Below are 16319 nucleotides of genomic sequence, written 5' to 3' on the forward strand. Positions count from 1 at the left end.
GGCCCTCGTCGCGCCGCCATGGGCGTCGGCGGGGGCCCGTGCGGCGGCCGTTCAGACCCGGACGGTCGGCGGAAGCTCCTCCGGGGGGAGCCCGCCGTCGCCGTCGACGATCTCCTCGGGCTGGCCGTCCTCGTCGATGTCGACCATCGTGACGTCGACCTTGCCGTCCCCGTCGGTGTCGAACTGGAACAGGTCGGCCTTCCCGTCGCCGTCGGTGTCGACCACCCACACGTCGGTGCGGCCGTCGTTGTTGGTGTCGGCACGCAGCAGCTCGACGCGCTCATCGCCGCGCGTCTCCACGATTCCCTCGGCGTCCGCGCCCTCCACGGTCTCCGGTGCCTGGCTCATCTGCTCGTCCTTCCCTCGGTTGTCGGCGGTCTGTACCCGATCCCGTCCGCCCCCACGCATGGGACCGGGGCCGGCGCTGCATAGGGTCGCAGCATGACTGAGCGGAGCGTACGGGCTGACGCCCGGCGTGGCGGTGATCCCGCGCGTCGGCGGCTTCAGCGAGGGACTCATTCTCACTGTGCGGTGGTGTCGCGATGACGGAACGGTTCGTGGTGGTGGGTGCCGGCACGATGGGTCTCGGCATCGCGTACGTGGCGGCCGGCAGCGGGCACGCGGTGGAGCTGGTCGAGGTGGACCGGGAGCGCGGCGACGCGGCGGTGTGGCGGCTCGGTGAACTCTGGGAACGGGCCGTGGGGCGCGGCAAGCTCACCGCCGAGCAGGCCGGGGCCAACCGGGCCCGGATCACCCTGCGGGCGGGGCTGGCCGAGGTGGCACCGGCACCGGACGTCCTCGTGGAGGCGGTACCGGAACGACTCGACCTCAAGCGGGCCGTGCTCGCCGAGGCGGAGGCGCTACGCCCGGCATTGCTGGGCAGCAACACCTCCAGCATCCCGATCGCCGACCTCGCGGCGGGGCTGACCGTTCCGGAGCGCTTCTGCGGGCTGCACTTCTTCAACCCGGTCTGGGCGATGGCCCTGCTGGAGATCGTGGTCGGGCCGGCCACCGCGCCGGAGACCACGGACGCGGCCGTCGCGCTCGCCGGCCGGCTGGGCAAGGACCCCGTCGTGGTACGCGACATGCCGGGCTTCGCCACGTCACGCCTTGGCGTGACCCTCGGGCTGGAGGCGATCCGGATGGTCGCCGACGGAGTGGCCAGCCCCGCCGACATCGACAAGGCGATGGTGCTCGGCTACCGGCATCCCGTCGGGCCGCTGGAGCTGACCGACCTGGTCGGCCTGGACGTGCGTCTGGACATCGCCCGTACGTTGCAGGCCGCGTACGGGGACCGGTTCGCCCCGCCACCGCTGCTGGTGGAGCTGGTCGCCGCCGGCCGGCTGGGCAGGAAGTCCGGGCAGGGCTTCTACCGCTGGACCGACGGCGTGCGCTCGGGCGGCACCGAGCCGTTCGAGTCCACCGGCGGCGCTGCCGCGGGACCGACCTCGGGCCGTGCCGACTCGCCACGGGAGGAGGCGCGATGAGCGGGCTGCGCGTCGAGGAACGCCCGGACCGGCTGGTGGTCACGTTGGACCGGCCGGAGAAGCGCAACGCCATCGACACCGACCTGATCGCGGCCCTGCACGAGGTCTGCGCCGAACTGGAGGCCCGCCCCCGGATGCTGTTGCTGACCGGCGGCACCGACGGGATCTTCGCCGGTGGAGCGGACATCGCGCAGCTGCGGGAGCGCGGCCGGCTGGACGCCCTGGCCGCGATCAACTCGGCGGCCTTCGCCCGGATCCGGGCGCTGCCCATGCCCACCGTGGCGGCGATCGACGGCCCGGCGCTGGGCGGCGGCGCCGAACTCGCGTACGCCTGCGATCTTCGGGTCTGCTCGGAGCGGGCGGTCTTCGGTCAGCCCGAGGTGCGGCTCGGCATCCTGGCCGGCGCCGGTGCGACCCACCGGCTGCCGGCGCTGGTCGGCGAGGCACTCGCCAAGGAACTACTGTTCACCGGCCGGCGGGTGGACGCCGCGGAGGCGCTGCGGATCGGCCTGGTCAACCGGGTGGTGGCCACGCCGGAGGAACTGCTGCCGACCGCCCACGCCCTGATCGACGAGATGGCCAGAGCCTCGGCGCTCGCCCTGCGACTGACCAAGCTCGCCGTCGACGCCCCGGCCGCCGCGCATCCTCAGCTGGATCTGGTCAGCCAGGCGGTGCTCTTCACCGACGAGGAGAAGCAACGCCGGATGACCGAGTTCCTCGAACGGCGGCGCGGGCGCTGAGCCGCCCGGAAACAGCGACGGCCGCACCGTGCTGCGGTGCGGCCGTCGGTGTGCGGTGGATCAGCGGGCCAGCGCGGCCAGCGGTACGTCGGCGTCGGCGAGCGCCTGGATCACCGCGACGGACTCGCTGAAGCCGATGATCAGCACGGCGTCCGCACCGAACTCCTTGATCTGCTTCGCGCCCTCGGTGAAGTTGATCGGGGCGGCCTCGGCGTCCTCGCCGGGCTCGTAGCCGAGCAGCTTGACCTTGTCGCCGCCGAAACCGGCCCGTTCCAGCTCGGCCCGGACGACGTCCTGGAGCCCTTCGCCGTAGGAGTCCTGCCGCGCCACGAGGGCGATCTTCTGCGGGCCGTCCCGGAGGATCACGTCGGCCAGCGCCCGCCCCTGGAGGCTGTCCGGCGGGGCGGTACGGAAGTAGAGCCCCTTGTCGTCCGCGTCGGTCAGGCTGGCCGCCGTGTTCGACGGGGAGAAGAGGATCAGGCCGGCGTCCACCACGTCGGGCAGCACGGCCGCGGAGATACCCGAACCACCGGCACCGATGATCACGTGCACGCCGGCGTCGACATGGCTCGCCACGGTGGCCTTGGCCACGGTCGGGTTGGTGCCGTCGTCGCCGTCGATCCAGACCACGTCCGTGCCGAGCACCCCGCCGGCAGCGTTGACCTCCTTGATCGCCAGCGCCGCACCGGCCGCCAACGGCGGGTTGGCCAGCGCCAGGTCACCGGTCTTGGGCAGCAGACCGCCCAGAACCAGCGGCGCGCCGCTCGCCGGATCAACGCTGGTGCCGAGCTGCCGCTTGCCCTTCGGCGGCGACTTCCGGCTGGCCGTCGACTCGTCACCGGCTCCGACGAACTCCGTCTTGGCGTCGTTGAGCTGCTGGCCGTCGAAGTGCAGGGTGGCGTAACTGGCGGTGGCCGGCTCGCCCGCGTCGGTGAAGCCGGCCCGGGTGATCGACACGCTGCGGTACTCGATGTCGGTTCCCTCGCGGGCCAGCCGCAGGCACTGGTTCACGGTGGTGCAGCGCGTGCCGTTGTTCGTGACGCCCACGATCTGCTTGGCGATCGCCGAGGGATCGGTCGACCCGGCGAGCTGTGCCGCGAGCGCGCTGATCACCACCGCGTCGTACGCCTCGGCGGCGTAGAGGTAGTCGGTCAGCCTCGGATCCACGGACCGTAGCCGGTTCTTGAAGTCCTCCGGCAGCGGCGTGAGCGGGGTGGTGCCCTTCATCCCGTCGACCAGGTCGGCACGATCCTTCAACTCTTCGGGGTACGAGTTGAGCATGTTGCCGTCCGTGCCGTAGAGACGCACCTGTTGGGCGGTCGCCTCCTCGGGCTGGTCATCCCCGCAGGCGCTGGTGGCGAGCAGGACCGTGGCGCAGACAGCCAGGATGGCCGTCCGCGAGCCGCGTGACATGTGCATGGTCGTCCTTCCTCGGGCGAAGGTCCGCTGCGCAGACTAGCGTGCCGTGACGGGCGGCGGGACCGTGGAGGCGGGTCTATCCGCAGGTCGACTCCACCATGTGCGGAGAGTAATCACGGTGGGCGCCTTGACCGGCACTCGTACTGTGCGGTCCGTGACCGACTCGCCACAGCAGACGTTCGAGGACGCCGCCGCCATCCTCAGCTCGGCGCTCGACGGGGACTCCGACGCGGTGGTGGGGACCTTCGACGCGGTGGTTGACCGGGCCGGCCTGACCGGCGCGTACGACGTGGCGTGGTGCCTGGCCGCGACGATGGTCGGCGATCCGGTGCCGCCCGGGGCCTGTGCGCTCGACTTCCCCGGCATCGACCAGGCCGGGTACGACGCCCGGTGGGTGGCGCGTTTCGTCAGCGCGTACGCCAATGCCGACCTCGACACGGCTCGGGCGCTGTTCGGCGCGGCGGCCGCCGACGGGCTGCTCCCGGAGTGTCTGCTCACGCTCGCCGGTTCGACCGTGGCGACGCTGCGGCATCGGGCCGCCTGACCGGTCCCGGCGGTCGTCGCGGCACTCATGCGGGTGAGTGGATCAACGCCGCGGCGTAGCGGGAGAGCAACTCGTGCCAGCCGGCGGTCAGCGCCCGCCGGTAGCCGTCGGCGGCCGTGCCGTGCCGGTCGAAGTGCCGGTGCGCCACCTCGACCAGGGTGCCGGAGTCGGTGGGCGTGAAGAGCACCTCGACCTCGCTGGCCCGTGCCGGGTCGGGCACGGGCACCCGATCCGCACCGATCTGCCAGGCGAACACCAGGCGGCGGGGCGGATCCCAGGTCAGCACCCGCCCCCAGTCGGTTCGGAAGCCGTAGGGGCCGATCTCGTAGAGCATGCCACCGGGCCGGGGCTCCATGCCCAGCTCGGCCAGGAGGGTGGGGCCGGACCAGGTGTACTCCATCACCCACCAGTCGGCGAGCCGGCCGGTGAACACCTCGTACGCCCGCTCGGCGGAGGCGGGGACGAAGAGGGTGCTCCGGAGCGCGAACCGCTCATGATCCTGCTGGATGTCGGCAGGATCGGCCATCCCCTGTCCCATAGGCCCGGACCATACCGGCTCATGCCCGGGTGTGCAGCTTTCCCCGATGCCTGTCCCGCCTGATGATCGTCGTGCCGACGGCCTCGAATCGATCATGTGCTGTCGATACGCGTCGTCGCCGGGATGGCCGCCCGCAGAGCGGGTATGCGCGGCGGGAACGTCGCCGGGTGGTCCGCGACGGTGGAGGCGGAGCGGGACATGGCAGACAGCGAAGAGGCCCCGGTGCGCGGGTTCGGGCGGACGGTCGGGCAGGGCCGCGGTGCCGAGCCGGAGCCCGACGTGCTGCTCGACGTCCCGCAGGTCTCGGTCAATTCGCTTCAGCTCTCCGTGGACCGGCTGGAGGCCGACCTGTCCCTGCGCGCCCGGCTGGCCGGTCTGCTCCAGCTCGACGCCGGCGTCCGCGTACATGTCGAGGGGGTTGAACTCGACATCGACGGCGTGGAGGCGCAGGCCCTGCTCAAGGTGCGCCTGGAGAAGCTGGTGACGATCCTCGACCGCGCACTTACCACCATCGACCGGAACCCGCAGGTCATCGACGCGCTCGCCGGTACCGCCGACGTGGCGCTCAAGGACGTGGACCGCGCGACCGGAAAGGCTGCCCGGTTGAGCGAGGAGTTGGCTGCCGCGGTCGGGCCCGCCTCCGGGCAGGCCGTGGGCCAGCCCGATCCCGCGCTGCGGCGGACCGGGCCGATGCCTCCGGCCACCTCCCCGCCCGCCACTCCGGCGAGTCAACCGCCCGCCGCTCCGGCGAGTCAACCGCCCGCTCGACCGGGCCGGCCCACCGCACCGGGAGCCGTCGCCGGTCCGTCGGGTCCGACAGCCGAACGGCCGGACCCGACCAGCGGACATCCGGGCGGAGCCACCGACGACCTCGGTCAGCAGGTGGGCGCCATCGGGGCGGTCGCCGACCGGACTCCCCGACGTGAGCTGGAAGACGGAGATCAGAGTCAGGACCGGGACCGTGCGCCGGCTCAGGGTCGGGACCGGGGCCAGGCTCGGGAGGACGGTCGACCGGCCGGCGCGGGTGACCGGGGCGACGATGAGACCGCGCCACCGGAAGACGGCCCGCCCGGTCACGGCGAGACGTCCGGCACGCGGCAGTTCGCCGAGCAGGCGGGGGAGACCCTGCTACAGGCCGGTCGTAGCGTGTGGGAGGCGATCCAGAGCGGTGTGGCGCAGCACCGACAGCAGGATCGATGACGGGCCGGCGGCCTGGCTCAGAGCGGCGGCGACGCCGCCACGAACGACCCCTTCCCCTGGTGAACCTCGATCCAGCCACGTTCGTCAAGGAGCCACAGCGCCCGCTTCACCGGAGTGTCTGAGGCTCCGTACTGCTGACACAGCTCGGCGATGGACGGCAGCTTGTCGCCGGGTTTGAGTGATCCGGCGCGGATCGACGACACGACGTCATCGACTATCTGCTTGTAGACGGGTGTACGTGGCATGGGGGCACCTCTCGTCAGCCCCTCAAGACTGCCACTCGACCCGACACACTGAGGACCCTATGTTGACGCTGGGCACTTAGAATCCTATGTTGCGTGTAGGGCCTCTCGTCAGCAGCGGTGGCCCGGTCGGGGCGGGAGCGGTTCCCCCGTGTCGCTCCCGCCCCGGCTCTTCCGACGCTCCTACGAGCGGGAGGCCCGATGGTCAAGCCTGGTGACGATGAGCAACTCCCAGCCGCACGTTCGGTCGCGTACGGTCGGGCGCCTCTCCCGGACGGTGACCGGGTGCCCGTGCCGCTGCCGCCGCGGGCCGACCGTGCCGAGCGCGTACGGCTGATCGCCTGCCTGGTGGTGGTCGTGCTCGGCGTCCTGGTCGGGGTCCTCCGATGACGTCGATGTACGACCCGGTGAGCCCGTCCCTGGTCGCCGGCATCGCGTCGGTGATCGTCGAGCGGCACCAGGACGGGGGCACCTGTCAGCAGTGCGGGGCGGAGGGCTGCACCCAACTCGCCTGGGCGCAGCCCGTGCTGACCCGGTGGCGCGCCGAGCGTCGGGCGTGGATCGCCGAGCACGACCGCCGGTCCGCCGGTTAGGCGTACGAGCCAGGGTGACTCAGCCGGCCAGTCGACCGAGGCCGGGCAGGAAGCGCCCGACTCGTCCCGCGTAGCGACGGTAGGCGTCGCCGTGGGTGGCGATCAGATAGGGCTCCTCCACCGCGCGGACCTGCACCTGTAGCGCCACGATCAGGACGCCCAGGGCGACCAGCGCCGCAACGTTGGGCACCATGAGGGTCAGGCCGAGCATGGTCACCGCCATGGCGGTGAAGATGGGATTGCGGGCGTACCCGAACACCCCACCGGTCACCAGTTCGGTGCGTTCGGACGGGTCGACTCCGATGCGCCACGAGGCGCCCATGGCGAGTTGGGCGGCGAGGGTCGCGCCGATGCCGGCCACGGCGACGACGAAGCCGGCGACGTGCAGCGGTTGGTGATTCAGACCGGGTAGCGGGGGCAGGCCGGCGAGAGCGGCGGCCGGGCCGGTGAGACCGAGCACGAGGGCGGCGACGAACAGCAGCTTGGCCCACCACCGCAGCGTGCCGGGTGGGCCGGCGTCGAGACGCAGACCGGTGTCTCCGGTGCGGCGCCACTGGGTGAGTGTGCGCCAGCCGAACGCGAGCAGCAGTCCGAGCAGGTAGAGCAGCAGTGCGAGCCAGGCCATGTCGTCATGCCTCCGGACCGGTACCGCAGCGGTCGGCGCAGCCCGAGGTCCGGGCGGCGGTGGTGTCGGTGACCGGCGCGGGTGCGCAGTCGGCGCAGTGCTCGCCACGCCAGGCCTGCACGCCTTCCCTGACCGCGACCCCGGCGATGACGAGCGCGGCGATCGGGTCCGCCCAGGACCAGCCCCACAGTGCGTTGAGGAGCAGGCCGACGAGCAGCACCGCGGACAGGTACGTGCACAGCAGCGTCTGGGTGGAGTCGGCCATGACCGTGGCGGAGCCGAGTTCGCGGCCGGTGCGTCGCTTGGCGGCGACGAGCAGCGGCATGACGATCAGCGAGGCGACGGCCAGGCCGATCCCGACCGGGCTGGGGTCCGCTTCACCGCCCCCCAGCAGCGCGCGGAGGGCGTCGACGCTCACCCAGGCGGCCAGGGCGAAGAAGGAGAGGCCGATCAGCCGTAGGGCGAGTCGTTCCCGATCCTCGGGCACCCGGGAGCGGAACTGCCAGATCAGCACCGCCGCGCTGGAGACCTCGACGAACGAGTCCAGGCCGAAGCCGATCAGCGCGGTGGAGGAGGCCGCCGCTCCGGCGGCGATGGCGACCAGACCCTCCAGGAGGTTGTAACCGGCGGTGGCGTAGGCGAGCCACAGGCTGCGTCGGGACAACACCGCCCGCCGCTGAGGGGCAAGTGCCGACATGCTCACGCCCGCGCCTCGGCCGGCGGTCGCTTCGGCGCACGGCCGGGCGCCGGGGTGCCGTACACCGGGCAGAGAGCGACCGCCTCGCCCGTGGCGGCCAGCAGCAGCTCCGCCGAGCGCAACAGGTCCAGCAGTTCCGGCCGGGTCAGCGCGTAGAACGACTGGCGGCCCTCGACCCGGTAGTCGACGAGGCCGCAGTCGCGCAGGCAGGCGAGATGCTTCGAGACGGTCGACTGGGCCATGCCCAACTCGCCGGTCAGGTCCACCACGCGAGCCTCGCTGACCGTGAGTCGGCGCAGGATGGCCAGCCGGGTCGGGTCGCCGAGGGAGCGGAACAGCGCCACCGCCGGGGTGAGCCCCGGCGTGCAATCAATCGTCACAGCGTGATGATAACCGAGCAGCGTGATGAATGGTGGTGTGCCCGCGCCGCCGAGTGACCCGGATCGACGATGGGTCAGTGTTCCGTGTGCTCGTTGCTCCCGGCGAGGTCGGCGAAGGGCAGGGGGCAGCAGGAGCTGCCGGCGCAGGCGACCAGGTCGTCGCAGCCGGCGGAGATGGCGGCCCGCAGGGTGTCGCGGATGACGGTCAGGTCCGCCAACTTCCGCTCGACCTCGGCGAGCTTGTTTCTGGCCCGGGCCTGCAGGCCGCTGTCCGGTCGACGGCCGTGCCGGTGGCGGCCGGCGTCGAGCAACTCGGTGACCTCGTCGAGAGTGAAGCCGAGACGCTGCGCCGTCTTGATGACCCGTAGCAGGGTGACCGTCTCGGCCGGGTAGATCCGATGCCCACCCGGTGACCGCTGCGGGGAGGCGAGCAGACCCCGGCGCTCGTAGTAGCGCAGGGTCTGTCGATTGACCCCGGCCGCATCGGCCACCTCCCCACTACGCAGCCCGTACGGAGGCGTCACCCCGGCCGCCGTACGGAGGCGACCCGGTCGGCCAGGGCGTCCAGCACGTCGACGTGCCGGGCGGGGACGCGCACGTCGAGGGTCAGGGTCGCCGGATCGGGTCGGGACAGGTCGAAGGCGAAGAACGAGCAGCACGACGACTCGCGGGCCGTCAGGTCGCGGGCCGTCTCCTCCACCTGCGGCGCGCTGTCGAGCCGCAGCCGCAGCTGCCGGGCCGACACCCGCTCCACCCCTCGCACGGCCGCGCCGAAGAACCGGTCGAACTCGGCCAGCCGCAGCGGCCGTTCCGCCGTCGGCAGGGTGCACGCGTCCGGCACCCACGCCGCTCCGGCCTCTCCGGTGGTGATGTCCTGGTCACTCATGCCTCGACGGTAAGCCTGTACCCGGGTACCGGATGCAAGCTGCGGAGTCGCGCATTGACCGCGCTTGAATGATTGGTCACATGAACGTGGATGACCCGGACCCGGTATTGGCCGCCCTGCGTGCCGTCAGCGTGGTCCTCAGCCTGGTCGTGGTCGTACTCGGCGTACGGGTCGCGGTGACCCGACGGTTTCCCGCAGTCTGGGTGCGGGCCGCCCGGCTGACCGAGAGCCAGCGGTCCCAGCCCCTCCGTCGCGGTGGCTTCCTCGCACTGCTCGGAACGAGCCTGCTCGTCCAGCAGGTGCCGCTGCTCGTCCCCGTACCCGTCATTGTCGGACTGGCCCTGTTCGCACTGGCCCTGCTGCTGCTCATGGGCGCGCTGGGATGGTTCGTCCTGCTCCGCCGCTGAGATCAACCAGCGCCGCAGCAGGCAAGATCTGCCCTCGATGGGGACCGCCCTCGATTGGTCGCCGTGGAATCCTCGTTGTCGTGACGGATCTGAGCAACCAGTTGGGGTACTGGAACTCCACGGGGACGTCGAAGACCTTTGGCCATCCAGTTGAGCCTTCATGGCTGGAAGGCATCGATCGTCGGGCACGCATCCTCGACTACGGATGCGGTTACGGCCGGCTGGCCGGGCTGCTCGTCAAGTGGGGTTTCGAGGACGTTGAGGGCGTGGATGTCGCCCCCGGTCTCATCGCCCGCGCGCGTGAGCAGCAGCCGGGCGCGCGGTTCACGGTTCTTGACAGTCCTCCTCGGCTGAACCACCACGACGGCAGTGTCGACGTGGTGCTGCTGTTCGCGGTGTTGACGTGCATGCCCGGTGACGCCGGCCAGCGGGAACTGGTGACGGAGCTGCATCGGGTTCTGCGGCACGGTGGACTTCTCTACGTAAGTGACCTGTGTCTGCAGGAAGATCAACGCAACCGTGCCCGGTATCAGCGGTTCGCTGCGAAGTACGGCACCTACGGGGTCTTCGAGACCGGTGACGGGGCGGTGTGCCGACACCACACCGTGGACTGGCTCAACGACCTGTTGGCGGATTTCGCCCTGATCGCCACCCGCGAGGTCTCCGTGGAGACCATGAACGGCCGTCCGGCCCGGGCCACCCAGCTGCTGGTGGCCAAGCCGTAGGGGGACACAAAGCAAAACGCCGACCCGCGTTTCCGCTGATCGGCGTTGCAATAGCCCGGCGAAAGGCTATGTGGCCAGGGGCGGGGTCGAACCGCCGACCTTCCGATTTTCAGTCGGACGCTCGTACCAACTGAGCTACCTGGCCGTGGTGCTCGGCTCATGCTACCCAACCCGCGGGATCGCCGCTGGGACGGGTCACATGCCCCGATACGCAGAACGCCGCGCGAGGCGCGGCGTCAGCGCTTGCGGTCCTGACGGGACTTGAACCCGCGACCTCCGCCTTGACAGGGCGGCGAGCACTCCAACTGCTCCACAGGACCTTGCTGGTGTTGCCTCCGGCCTGAGCCGGACCGTGCCCCCAACGGGATTCGAACCCGTGCTACCGCCTTGAAAGGGCGGCGTCCTGGGCCGCTAGACGATGAGGGCGGCCCCGCCATCATTGCACACTCGCAACGTTGAGCGGACTTGCTCCCATCCGGCCCCGCCGGAGGCTTCGAAAGCATACGTGATGGCGTACCGGTCGGCCAAACCGGTATGGCGGCAACCACAACGCACCGGAAAACGCCAGCTCCGGGCCGGTCTAGGCCAGCTTGGCGACGCCGTGGTCACGCTTCAGGCTGGTGATCAACTTGGGGCAGGCTGCCAGGGTCGCCGCCCGGTTCCCGCCCCCGTCATGCAGCAGGACCACCGCACCGGGACGGGCGGCCCGCTGCACCCGCTTCTCGATGGTGGCCGCGGTCGGCCGGGCCCAGTCCTTCGGGTCGACCGTCCAGTGCAACGAGCGCATGTCGAGCTGCTTGGCGACCTTCACCACCTCGGCGGTCCACCGACCACCGGGCTGCCGGTAGAAGGGCACCTCCGCGTCGGGGACCGCCCGCCGGATCTCCCGGTTCGTGCGTACCAGGTCGGCGCGGATCTCGGCGGCCGGTCGCCGGGCCAGGTCGAGATCGTGGTTCCAGCTGTGGTTGCAGAGCTGGTGCCCCTCCCGGACGATCCGCCGCAGCAGGCCCGGATGCTTGCGGACCTGGGTGCCCACCACGCAGAAGGTGGCCTTCACCTTGGCCGCCTTGAGCTGGTCGAGCACCTTCGGAGTCCAGGCCGGGTCCGGGCCGTCGTCGAAGGTGAGCGCCACCTTCTCGGTACCCGTGGTGCGGATCAGTCCGGCCGGCAGCTTCGCCGGCAGCGGCCGCAGCGGTGGCTTCGGTGGCACGGTGCGGGTCGGCGACGGGGTCGGCTCCGGCGGTAGGGCGGCCGAGGGTGGCGGGCTGGACGGTGCGGCGGCCTCCGGAGGGTTGCTGCCGCCGCAACCGGCGCCGAGCAGGAGGACCAGCCCGGTGAGGGATGCCAGCAGGGCACGGTGACGCATCGTTCGCTCCCGAGAAGGGTTCGGGGTACGCGGACCCACCGACCGTAGTTCACCCGATTTGGGTGAACCGACGGCGGGTCAGAGTGCAAGCGCTCTCCGTACGGGCACGATGACCAGCGTCGATGACTCGTCTCACGGGGCGGTGGACGCTGGTTCGCCAACGAGCGGAGGCCTCAGGAGGCGGCCGGGCGGTTCAGCGAGTCGTGCACGGTGACGGTCAGCGAGACCGCCTCGGACAGGTCGGTCGGGTGGACCACCCCGGCGGGAAGCGTCGCGGCCGGCCAGCCCGGCCCGGCCGCGAGCACCAGCAGCGGCCGGCTCGGTGCGCTGAGCAGGGCGGTGAGCTGAGCCGGGTCGGCGGTGGACCGGGTGTGCGACCAGAGCACCACGGCGGCCGGGCCGACCCGGTCGACCGCGGCGAGCAGAGCGGTCACCGGCACCCGGGCACCCAGCATCCGGTATCCGACGCCGGCCTCGGCCAGCGCTGCGGCCAGCGCCTCCAACGGCAGGCTGTGCTGTTCCTCGTCGGCGCAGGCGAGCAGGACCCGGGGTGGACCGGAAGCGGGACCGGCGGTGGCTACCGCACCCAACGCCGCCGAGACGCAGCGGGACACCAGGTGCTCGACCTCGATCAGCATGCCGGTGGCGGCGTGCCGCTCGCCGATACCGGCGAGCAGCGGGCGCAGCAGCCGGTCCCAGGTGGTGACCACACCGTCGGCGGCGATGGCGCGGGAGATCGTCTCGCTGACGGCCGCCGCGTCCAGTCGCATCGCGGCGCGGGCCAGCCCTCGGGCCGCCGGCCCGGCCCGGCCGACCGGGATGGTCGTACCGCCGCCGTCCCGTCTCTTGCGTCCGCTGCCGGAAGCGCCGACGGCGGCCAGGGTGTCAGGCGCCTGACGGGCCCAGCGGGCCGCCTCGGCGGGGCTGACCCCCTCGGCCGTGAGCCGCCGCATCACCTCCAGCCGGGCCAGGTCCGCCGGGGTGTAGCGCCGGTGGTGGCCCGGAATGTGCTGACTGGGCCCGAGGCCGTACCGCTGGTGCCAGGTGCGGAGCGTGGTCACCGCGACCCCCAGGCGCTGGGCGACCGCGCCCGCGCTCAGCGCCTCATCGGCCACCCGACCGCTCCGGCGCGTCGTCGGCCGGCTGCCCCGGCGGGTGCAGCAGCCGGTCCAGTACCCCACCCAGCCACGGCGCGTAGGCGTCGGGGTCGCGGTGGAGTGCGTCGGCAAGCTGGGCCGGCTCGACCCAGCGCAGCTCCGCGACCTCGGCCGGCTCCGGGTGCAGTGACCCATCGGTGGGGAACTCGCCGAGCAGGACGTGGTCGTACTCGACCTCGACCCGCCCGGTGACCGGGTCCTCGGCACGGTAGACGTAGACGCCGATCTCGCTCAGCGGCACCGGGCCGGCGCCCAACTCCTCCGACAGCCGCCGGTTGGCGGCCTCGGTCAGGGCCTCACCCGGTTGGGGATGGCCGCAGCAGGCGTTCGCCCAGCGCAGCGGGAATCGGGTCTTGGCCGCGGCGCGACGTTGCAGCAGCACCCGCCCGTCGGGCGCCACCAGCATCACGGAGAACGCCCGGTGCAGCTGACCGGGCGGTTGGTGGGCGGCGGCCACCGTGGCCTCCCCGACGGGCCGGCCGGTGTCGTCGACGAGTTCGACCAGGTGGCTCTCCCGGGACTGCGGCATCAGCGCCATCCTCCGTTCGTGAGCGCTGCCGCGCTCCGCACGCTCACCGGCCCTCCCCGGTGATCCGGCCGGCGGCGAGCTTCCCGGAGATCAGCACCATCGGCACCCCGACACCCGGCTGGGTGCCCGAGCCGACGAACACCACGTTGGGCAGTGCAGGGTGCAGATTCGAGGGGCGGAACGGTCCCGTCTGGAACAGGGTGTGCGCGGAGGCGAACGGCGTGCCGGCGGCCATGCCCTGGTCGGCCCACTCCGCCGGGGTGATCGCCCGCAGGACCTCCACACCCGCGCCGAAGCCCACATAGCCGCGTTCCTCGAGGGTGGCGACGAGCTGGTCGGTGTAGCGGGCGGTGAGGTCACCGCGCCAGTCGAACGGTGCCCGTTCGAGGTTGGGCACCGGAGCCAGCACGTAGTAGGTGTGCCGGCCGGCGGGCGCCACCGCGGGATCCGTCCGGCTCGGGTTGGTGACCAGCAGGGACGGGTCGGACATCAGGTGTCCGCGCCGGATGACCTCGTCGAAGGTGCCCCGCCAGGCCCGCCCGAAGTGGATGTTGTGATGGGCGATGCGGCGATATCCCTGGGTCGAGCCGACGTGCAGCACGACACAGGAGGGCGAGTAGGTGAGCCGCCGCTGCCGGGCCGGCGGCAACAGGTCGCGGTAGGCCACCGGCAGGTCGGGATTGAGCACCACGGCGTCGGCCGGGACGAACTCCCCGTCGGCGGTCACCACTCCGGTGGCCCGGCCGTTCGCGGTCTCCACCCGGGTGACCGTGGCCCCGTAGCGGATCCGTACGCCGTGCTTCTCGGCGGCGCCGGCCAGTCCTCGGGAGACCGCGTGGATGCCGCCACGCGGGAAGTAGACCCCGGCCACCGAGTCGAGGTACGCGATCACCGCGTAGATGGCCAGCGCATCGTGCGGGGCGAGGCCGGCGTACATCGCCTGGAAGGAGAAGATCCGCCGGGTGCGCGGGTCGCGGAAGAACTGGTCGATCTTGGTTTGCAGTCGCCGGAAGGCCCCAGCCGCGACGAGCTTGAGCAGGTTGCCGGTGAGCAGGTCGGTCGGCGCGTCGAGATTGCGCTCGATGAAGTCGGCCCGTTCCAGCCGCCACAGGTGCCGGGCGAAGTCGACGAACCGCAGGTAGCCGTCGGCCTCCCGGGGGCCGCAGACGCGGGAGATCTCCGCCGCCATCGCGGCGGTGTCGGTGATCACATCGAGCGTGGACCCGTCCGGGTAGTAGGCACGGTAGGCCGGGTCGAGCGGCATCAGGTCGAGCCAGTCGGTCAGCTCCTCACCGACCGCGGCGAACGCCTCGGCAATGAGATCGGGCATGGTGAGCACCGTGGGGCCGGTGTCGAACTCGTAGCCGTCGACGCTGAGCCGACCGGCCCGCCCGCCCGGCACCGCCTCTCGCTCCAGCACGGTCACCTGGCGTCCGCTGCCCGCCAGGTGCAGCGCGCAAGCCAGCCCGCCGAGGCCGGCCCCGACGACCACCACCCGATCCGTACGTCCGTCAACGGTCCGCACCGGTGACCACCTCTCTGGAAGCCTGTCGGGTGCCTCGCCCCGGGGTGCCCCGACAGGCTCTGTGTCGGGAGCCCATCATGCCCTCCGGTGGGTCGCGGCGGTCGCGAGGCCGACCAGTGCGGTACGGGCGGTCTCGTCGACGGTGACCGGGTCGAGGGCGGCGAGTGCGTCCTCGACCCGCTCGTCGATCATCCGCTCGATCCGCCCGACCGCGCCGGTGTCGACCACGATCTCGGCGAGCCGGGCGATGTCCGGTCCGTCGGCACGCCGGTCGGCGCCGTTCAGCGCCCGCAGCTGGGTAGGGGTGGCCAGCTCCCGGGCGAGCATGAGCAGTGCTGTCGGCTTGCCGGTGCGCAGGTCGTCGCCGGCCGGTTTGCCGGTGGTGGTCGGGTCGCCGAAGACACCGAGCAGGTCGTCGCAGAGCTGGAACGCCTCGCCGACGGCGAGACCGTAGCGGGTGTACGCGGCGCTCAGCCGGCTGTCCCCGCCGACGCCGGCCAGGCTGGCACCGAAGAGCAGGGGGCGCTGCACCGTGTAGCTGGCGGTCTTGTAGCGGGCCACCCGCAGTGCCCGGTCCACCGACCAGCTCTCCGGGTCGGTCTCGCCCAGGACGTCGAGATACTGCCCGGCGACCGTCTCCACCCGCATCCGGTCGTAGCCGTGCCGTACCTCGAACAAACGGTCCGCCGGCAGGTCGGTGCGGGCCAGCAGTTGGTCGGCCCAGACCATGCAGAGGTCGCCGATGAGCACCGCGACCGCCTCACCGAAGCGCTCGGAGTCGCCGTTGCGGCCGGCCGCGGCGTGCTGGGCGGCCACCGCCACGTGCGCGGTCGGTCGGCCCCGCCGGGTGGCGGAGGCGTCCATCACGTCGTCGTGCACCAGCGCGAACGTGTGCAACAGCTCCAAGGTGGCCAGTGCGGGCAGCACCGGGGTGACCGGCTCGTCGCCGCCGACCGCACCGCGCCATCCCCAGTACGCGAACGTGGGTCGGACCCGCTTTCCACCGGACAGGACACAGCCGCGGGCGGTGGCGGCGAAGCCACCCATGGCCGGGTCGATCGCGGTGAGCGCGTCGACCTCGGCGGTCAGGAACTCGGCCAGGGTCTCATCGACGGCGGTGACGATGTCCCGGGTGTAGGCGGCCAGCACGGCAGCGATCGGGTCCTCTCCACCGACCGGCTGCTCAGGCACCACGCGGAGGAGGTTACCCGTTGGTCCGTCGCTGGCCATGCCGCCGAGCGTACCCTAAGGTCTCAAGT

21 protein-coding genes and 3 tRNA genes are annotated in these 16319 nt (G+C 72.0%); 7 read left to right on the plus strand and 17 right to left on the minus strand.

Annotation, left to right across the window (positions count from 1 at the left end):
- Positions 1-51 precede the first annotated feature (51 nt).
- Positions 52-348, minus strand: a complete 297-nt coding sequence (locus SM447_RS05065) for a hypothetical protein (RefSeq protein ID WP_474571538.1) — start codon at positions 346-348, stop codon at positions 52-54.
- Positions 349-542: 194 nt separating this feature from the next.
- On the opposite strand from SM447_RS05065, the gene SM447_RS05070 reads away from it, so the two are divergent.
- Positions 543-1487: a 3-hydroxyacyl-CoA dehydrogenase family protein gene (locus SM447_RS05070; RefSeq protein ID WP_474571539.1), complete on the plus strand. Its 945-nt coding sequence runs from the start codon at positions 543-545 to the stop codon at positions 1485-1487.
- Complete coding sequence (locus SM447_RS05075) at positions 1484-2227, plus strand: enoyl-CoA hydratase/isomerase family protein (protein ID WP_474571540.1); 744 nt, start codon at positions 1484-1486, stop codon at positions 2225-2227. Before SM447_RS05070 ends, SM447_RS05075 begins: the two co-directional genes overlap by 4 nt.
- Positions 2228-2287: 60 nt before the next feature.
- Here SM447_RS05075 and SM447_RS05080 read toward each other — a convergent pair whose 3' ends face one another.
- Positions 2288-3646, minus strand: coding sequence for an ABC transporter substrate-binding protein (locus SM447_RS05080; RefSeq protein ID WP_474571541.1), 1359 nt, complete (start codon positions 3644-3646; stop codon positions 2288-2290).
- A 154-nt stretch (positions 3647-3800) separates the two neighbouring features.
- Here SM447_RS05080 and SM447_RS05085 point away from each other — a divergent pair, with 154 nt between their 5' ends.
- Positions 3801-4190: a hypothetical protein gene (locus SM447_RS05085; protein ID WP_474571542.1), complete on the plus strand. Its 390-nt coding sequence runs from the start codon at positions 3801-3803 to the stop codon at positions 4188-4190.
- 25 nt (positions 4191-4215) lie between these two features.
- Here the strand turns inward: SM447_RS05085 and SM447_RS05090 are convergent, their stop codons facing one another.
- Positions 4216-4728 (minus strand): SRPBCC family protein, encoded by a 513-nt coding sequence (locus SM447_RS05090; protein WP_474571543.1) that lies wholly within the window; start codon positions 4726-4728, stop codon positions 4216-4218.
- A 198-nt stretch (positions 4729-4926) separates the two neighbouring features.
- Between SM447_RS05090 and SM447_RS05095 the strand changes: the two genes are divergently transcribed.
- Entirely contained in the window at positions 4927-5928 is a 1002-nt protein-coding gene (locus SM447_RS05095; protein ID WP_474571544.1) for a hypothetical protein, read from the plus strand.
- 17 nt (positions 5929-5945) lie between these two features.
- On the opposite strand, the gene SM447_RS05100 is transcribed toward SM447_RS05095, so the two are convergent.
- A complete protein-coding gene (locus SM447_RS05100; protein ID WP_474571545.1) occupies positions 5946-6173 on the minus strand; it encodes a winged helix-turn-helix domain-containing protein in 228 nt (75 codons plus the stop codon).
- 383 nt (positions 6174-6556) lie between these two features.
- On the opposite strand from SM447_RS05100, the gene SM447_RS05105 reads away from it, so the two are divergent.
- Positions 6557-6763 carry a hypothetical protein gene (locus SM447_RS05105; protein WP_474571546.1) on the plus strand — a complete coding sequence of 69 codons (207 nt, stop codon included), beginning with the start codon at positions 6557-6559 and terminating at the stop codon, positions 6761-6763.
- A 19-nt stretch (positions 6764-6782) separates the two neighbouring features.
- Here SM447_RS05105 and SM447_RS05110 read toward each other — a convergent pair whose 3' ends face one another.
- The 5 genes from SM447_RS05110 to SM447_RS05130 all read right to left on the minus strand — a co-directional run bounded on the left by SM447_RS05110 (position 6783) and on the right by SM447_RS05130 (position 9351).
- Complete coding sequence (locus tag SM447_RS05110; RefSeq protein WP_474571547.1) at positions 6783-7388, minus strand: methyltransferase family protein; 606 nt, start codon at positions 7386-7388, stop codon at positions 6783-6785.
- A 4-nt stretch (positions 7389-7392) separates the two neighbouring features.
- Positions 7393-8091 (minus strand): cation efflux transmembrane domain-containing protein, encoded by a 699-nt coding sequence (locus tag SM447_RS05115; RefSeq protein WP_474571548.1) that lies wholly within the window; start codon positions 8089-8091, stop codon positions 7393-7395.
- Entirely contained in the window at positions 8088-8465 is a 378-nt protein-coding gene (locus SM447_RS05120; RefSeq protein WP_474571549.1) for an ArsR/SmtB family transcription factor, read from the minus strand. Before SM447_RS05120 ends, SM447_RS05115 begins: the two co-directional genes overlap by 4 nt.
- A 74-nt stretch (positions 8466-8539) precedes the next feature.
- Positions 8540-8989, minus strand: a complete 450-nt coding sequence (locus tag SM447_RS05125; protein ID WP_474571550.1) for a MerR family transcriptional regulator — start codon at positions 8987-8989, stop codon at positions 8540-8542.
- Complete coding sequence (locus SM447_RS05130; RefSeq protein WP_474571551.1) at positions 8986-9351, minus strand: hypothetical protein; 366 nt, start codon at positions 9349-9351, stop codon at positions 8986-8988. The genes SM447_RS05125 and SM447_RS05130 overlap by 4 nt, the downstream gene beginning before the upstream one ends.
- Positions 9352-9431: 80 nt before the next feature.
- On the opposite strand from SM447_RS05130, the gene SM447_RS05135 reads away from it, so the two are divergent.
- Both SM447_RS05135 and SM447_RS05140 read left to right on the plus strand, forming a co-directional pair.
- Entirely contained in the window at positions 9432-9758 is a 327-nt protein-coding gene (locus SM447_RS05135) for a hypothetical protein (protein WP_474571552.1), read from the plus strand.
- Between the two features lie 80 nt (positions 9759-9838).
- Positions 9839-10483 (plus strand): class I SAM-dependent methyltransferase, encoded by a 645-nt coding sequence (locus tag SM447_RS05140; RefSeq protein ID WP_474571553.1) that lies wholly within the window; start codon positions 9839-9841, stop codon positions 10481-10483.
- 71 nt (positions 10484-10554) lie between these two features.
- Here the strand turns inward: SM447_RS05140 and SM447_RS05145 are convergent.
- The 8 genes from SM447_RS05145 to SM447_RS05180 all read right to left on the minus strand — a co-directional run bounded on the left by SM447_RS05145 (position 10555) and on the right by SM447_RS05180 (position 16290).
- Positions 10555-10628 (minus strand) — tRNA-Phe (locus SM447_RS05145).
- A 101-nt stretch (positions 10629-10729) separates the two neighbouring features.
- Positions 10730-10803, minus strand: a tRNA-Asp gene (locus SM447_RS05150).
- Between the two features lie 33 nt (positions 10804-10836).
- Positions 10837-10909: transfer RNA gene (locus SM447_RS05155), tRNA-Glu, on the minus strand.
- A gap of 154 nt (positions 10910-11063) precedes the next feature.
- On the minus strand, positions 11064-11849 hold the full coding sequence (locus SM447_RS05160) for a polysaccharide deacetylase family protein (protein ID WP_474571554.1): 786 nt from the start codon (positions 11847-11849) through the stop codon (positions 11064-11066).
- 173 nt (positions 11850-12022) lie between these two features.
- The gene (locus SM447_RS05165) at positions 12023-12964 is read right to left on the minus strand and encodes a MerR family transcriptional regulator (protein WP_474571555.1); all 942 of its coding nucleotides are present in this window, start codon (positions 12962-12964) and stop codon (positions 12023-12025) included.
- Positions 12954-13535 carry an isopentenyl-diphosphate Delta-isomerase gene (gene idi / locus SM447_RS05170; RefSeq protein ID WP_474571556.1) on the minus strand — a complete coding sequence of 194 codons (582 nt, stop codon included), beginning with the start codon at positions 13533-13535 and terminating at the stop codon, positions 12954-12956. Before idi ends, SM447_RS05165 begins: the two co-directional genes overlap by 11 nt.
- A gap of 43 nt (positions 13536-13578) precedes the next feature.
- Positions 13579-15060, minus strand: coding sequence for a phytoene desaturase family protein (gene crtI / locus SM447_RS05175; RefSeq protein ID WP_474571557.1), 1482 nt, complete (start codon positions 15058-15060; stop codon positions 13579-13581).
- Between the two features lie 75 nt (positions 15061-15135).
- Positions 15136-16290 carry a polyprenyl synthetase family protein gene (locus tag SM447_RS05180; RefSeq protein WP_474571558.1) on the minus strand — a complete coding sequence of 385 codons (1155 nt, stop codon included), beginning with the start codon at positions 16288-16290 and terminating at the stop codon, positions 15136-15138.
- Positions 16291-16319 lie beyond the last annotated feature (29 nt).

The sequence above is a fragment of the Micromonospora aridisoli genome (assembly GCF_056150025.1).

Excerpts from the sequence above, each read along its gene's own strand:
- SM447_RS05075 (WP_474571540.1), top strand. The coding sequence starts at position 1,484 with ATGAGCGGGCTGCGCGTCGAGGAACGCCCGGACCGGCTGGTGGTCACG.
- SM447_RS05135 (WP_474571552.1), top strand. The coding sequence starts at position 9,432 with ATGAACGTGGATGACCCGGACCCGGTATTGGCCGCCCTGCGTGCCGTC.
- SM447_RS05160 (WP_474571554.1), bottom strand. The coding sequence starts at position 11,849 with ATGCGTCACCGTGCCCTGCTGGCATCCCTCACCGGGCTGGTCCTCCTG.
- SM447_RS05095 (WP_474571544.1), top strand. The coding sequence starts at position 4,927 with ATGGCAGACAGCGAAGAGGCCCCGGTGCGCGGGTTCGGGCGGACGGTC.
- SM447_RS05130 (WP_474571551.1), bottom strand. The coding sequence starts at position 9,351 with ATGAGTGACCAGGACATCACCACCGGAGAGGCCGGAGCGGCGTGGGTG.
- SM447_RS05065 (WP_474571538.1), bottom strand. The coding sequence starts at position 348 with ATGAGCCAGGCACCGGAGACCGTGGAGGGCGCGGACGCCGAGGGAATC.
- SM447_RS05070 (WP_474571539.1), top strand. The coding sequence starts at position 543 with ATGACGGAACGGTTCGTGGTGGTGGGTGCCGGCACGATGGGTCTCGGC.
- SM447_RS05180 (WP_474571558.1), bottom strand. The coding sequence starts at position 16,290 with ATGGCCAGCGACGGACCAACGGGTAACCTCCTCCGCGTGGTGCCTGAG.
- idi (WP_474571556.1), bottom strand. The coding sequence starts at position 13,535 with ATGCCGCAGTCCCGGGAGAGCCACCTGGTCGAACTCGTCGACGACACC.
- SM447_RS05110 (WP_474571547.1), bottom strand. The coding sequence starts at position 7,388 with ATGGCCTGGCTCGCACTGCTGCTCTACCTGCTCGGACTGCTGCTCGCG.
- SM447_RS05100 (WP_474571545.1), bottom strand. The coding sequence starts at position 6,173 with ATGCCACGTACACCCGTCTACAAGCAGATAGTCGATGACGTCGTGTCG.
- SM447_RS05080 (WP_474571541.1), bottom strand. The coding sequence starts at position 3,646 with ATGCACATGTCACGCGGCTCGCGGACGGCCATCCTGGCTGTCTGCGCC.
- SM447_RS05090 (WP_474571543.1), bottom strand. The coding sequence starts at position 4,728 with ATGGGACAGGGGATGGCCGATCCTGCCGACATCCAGCAGGATCATGAG.
- SM447_RS05105 (WP_474571546.1), top strand. The coding sequence starts at position 6,557 with ATGACGTCGATGTACGACCCGGTGAGCCCGTCCCTGGTCGCCGGCATC.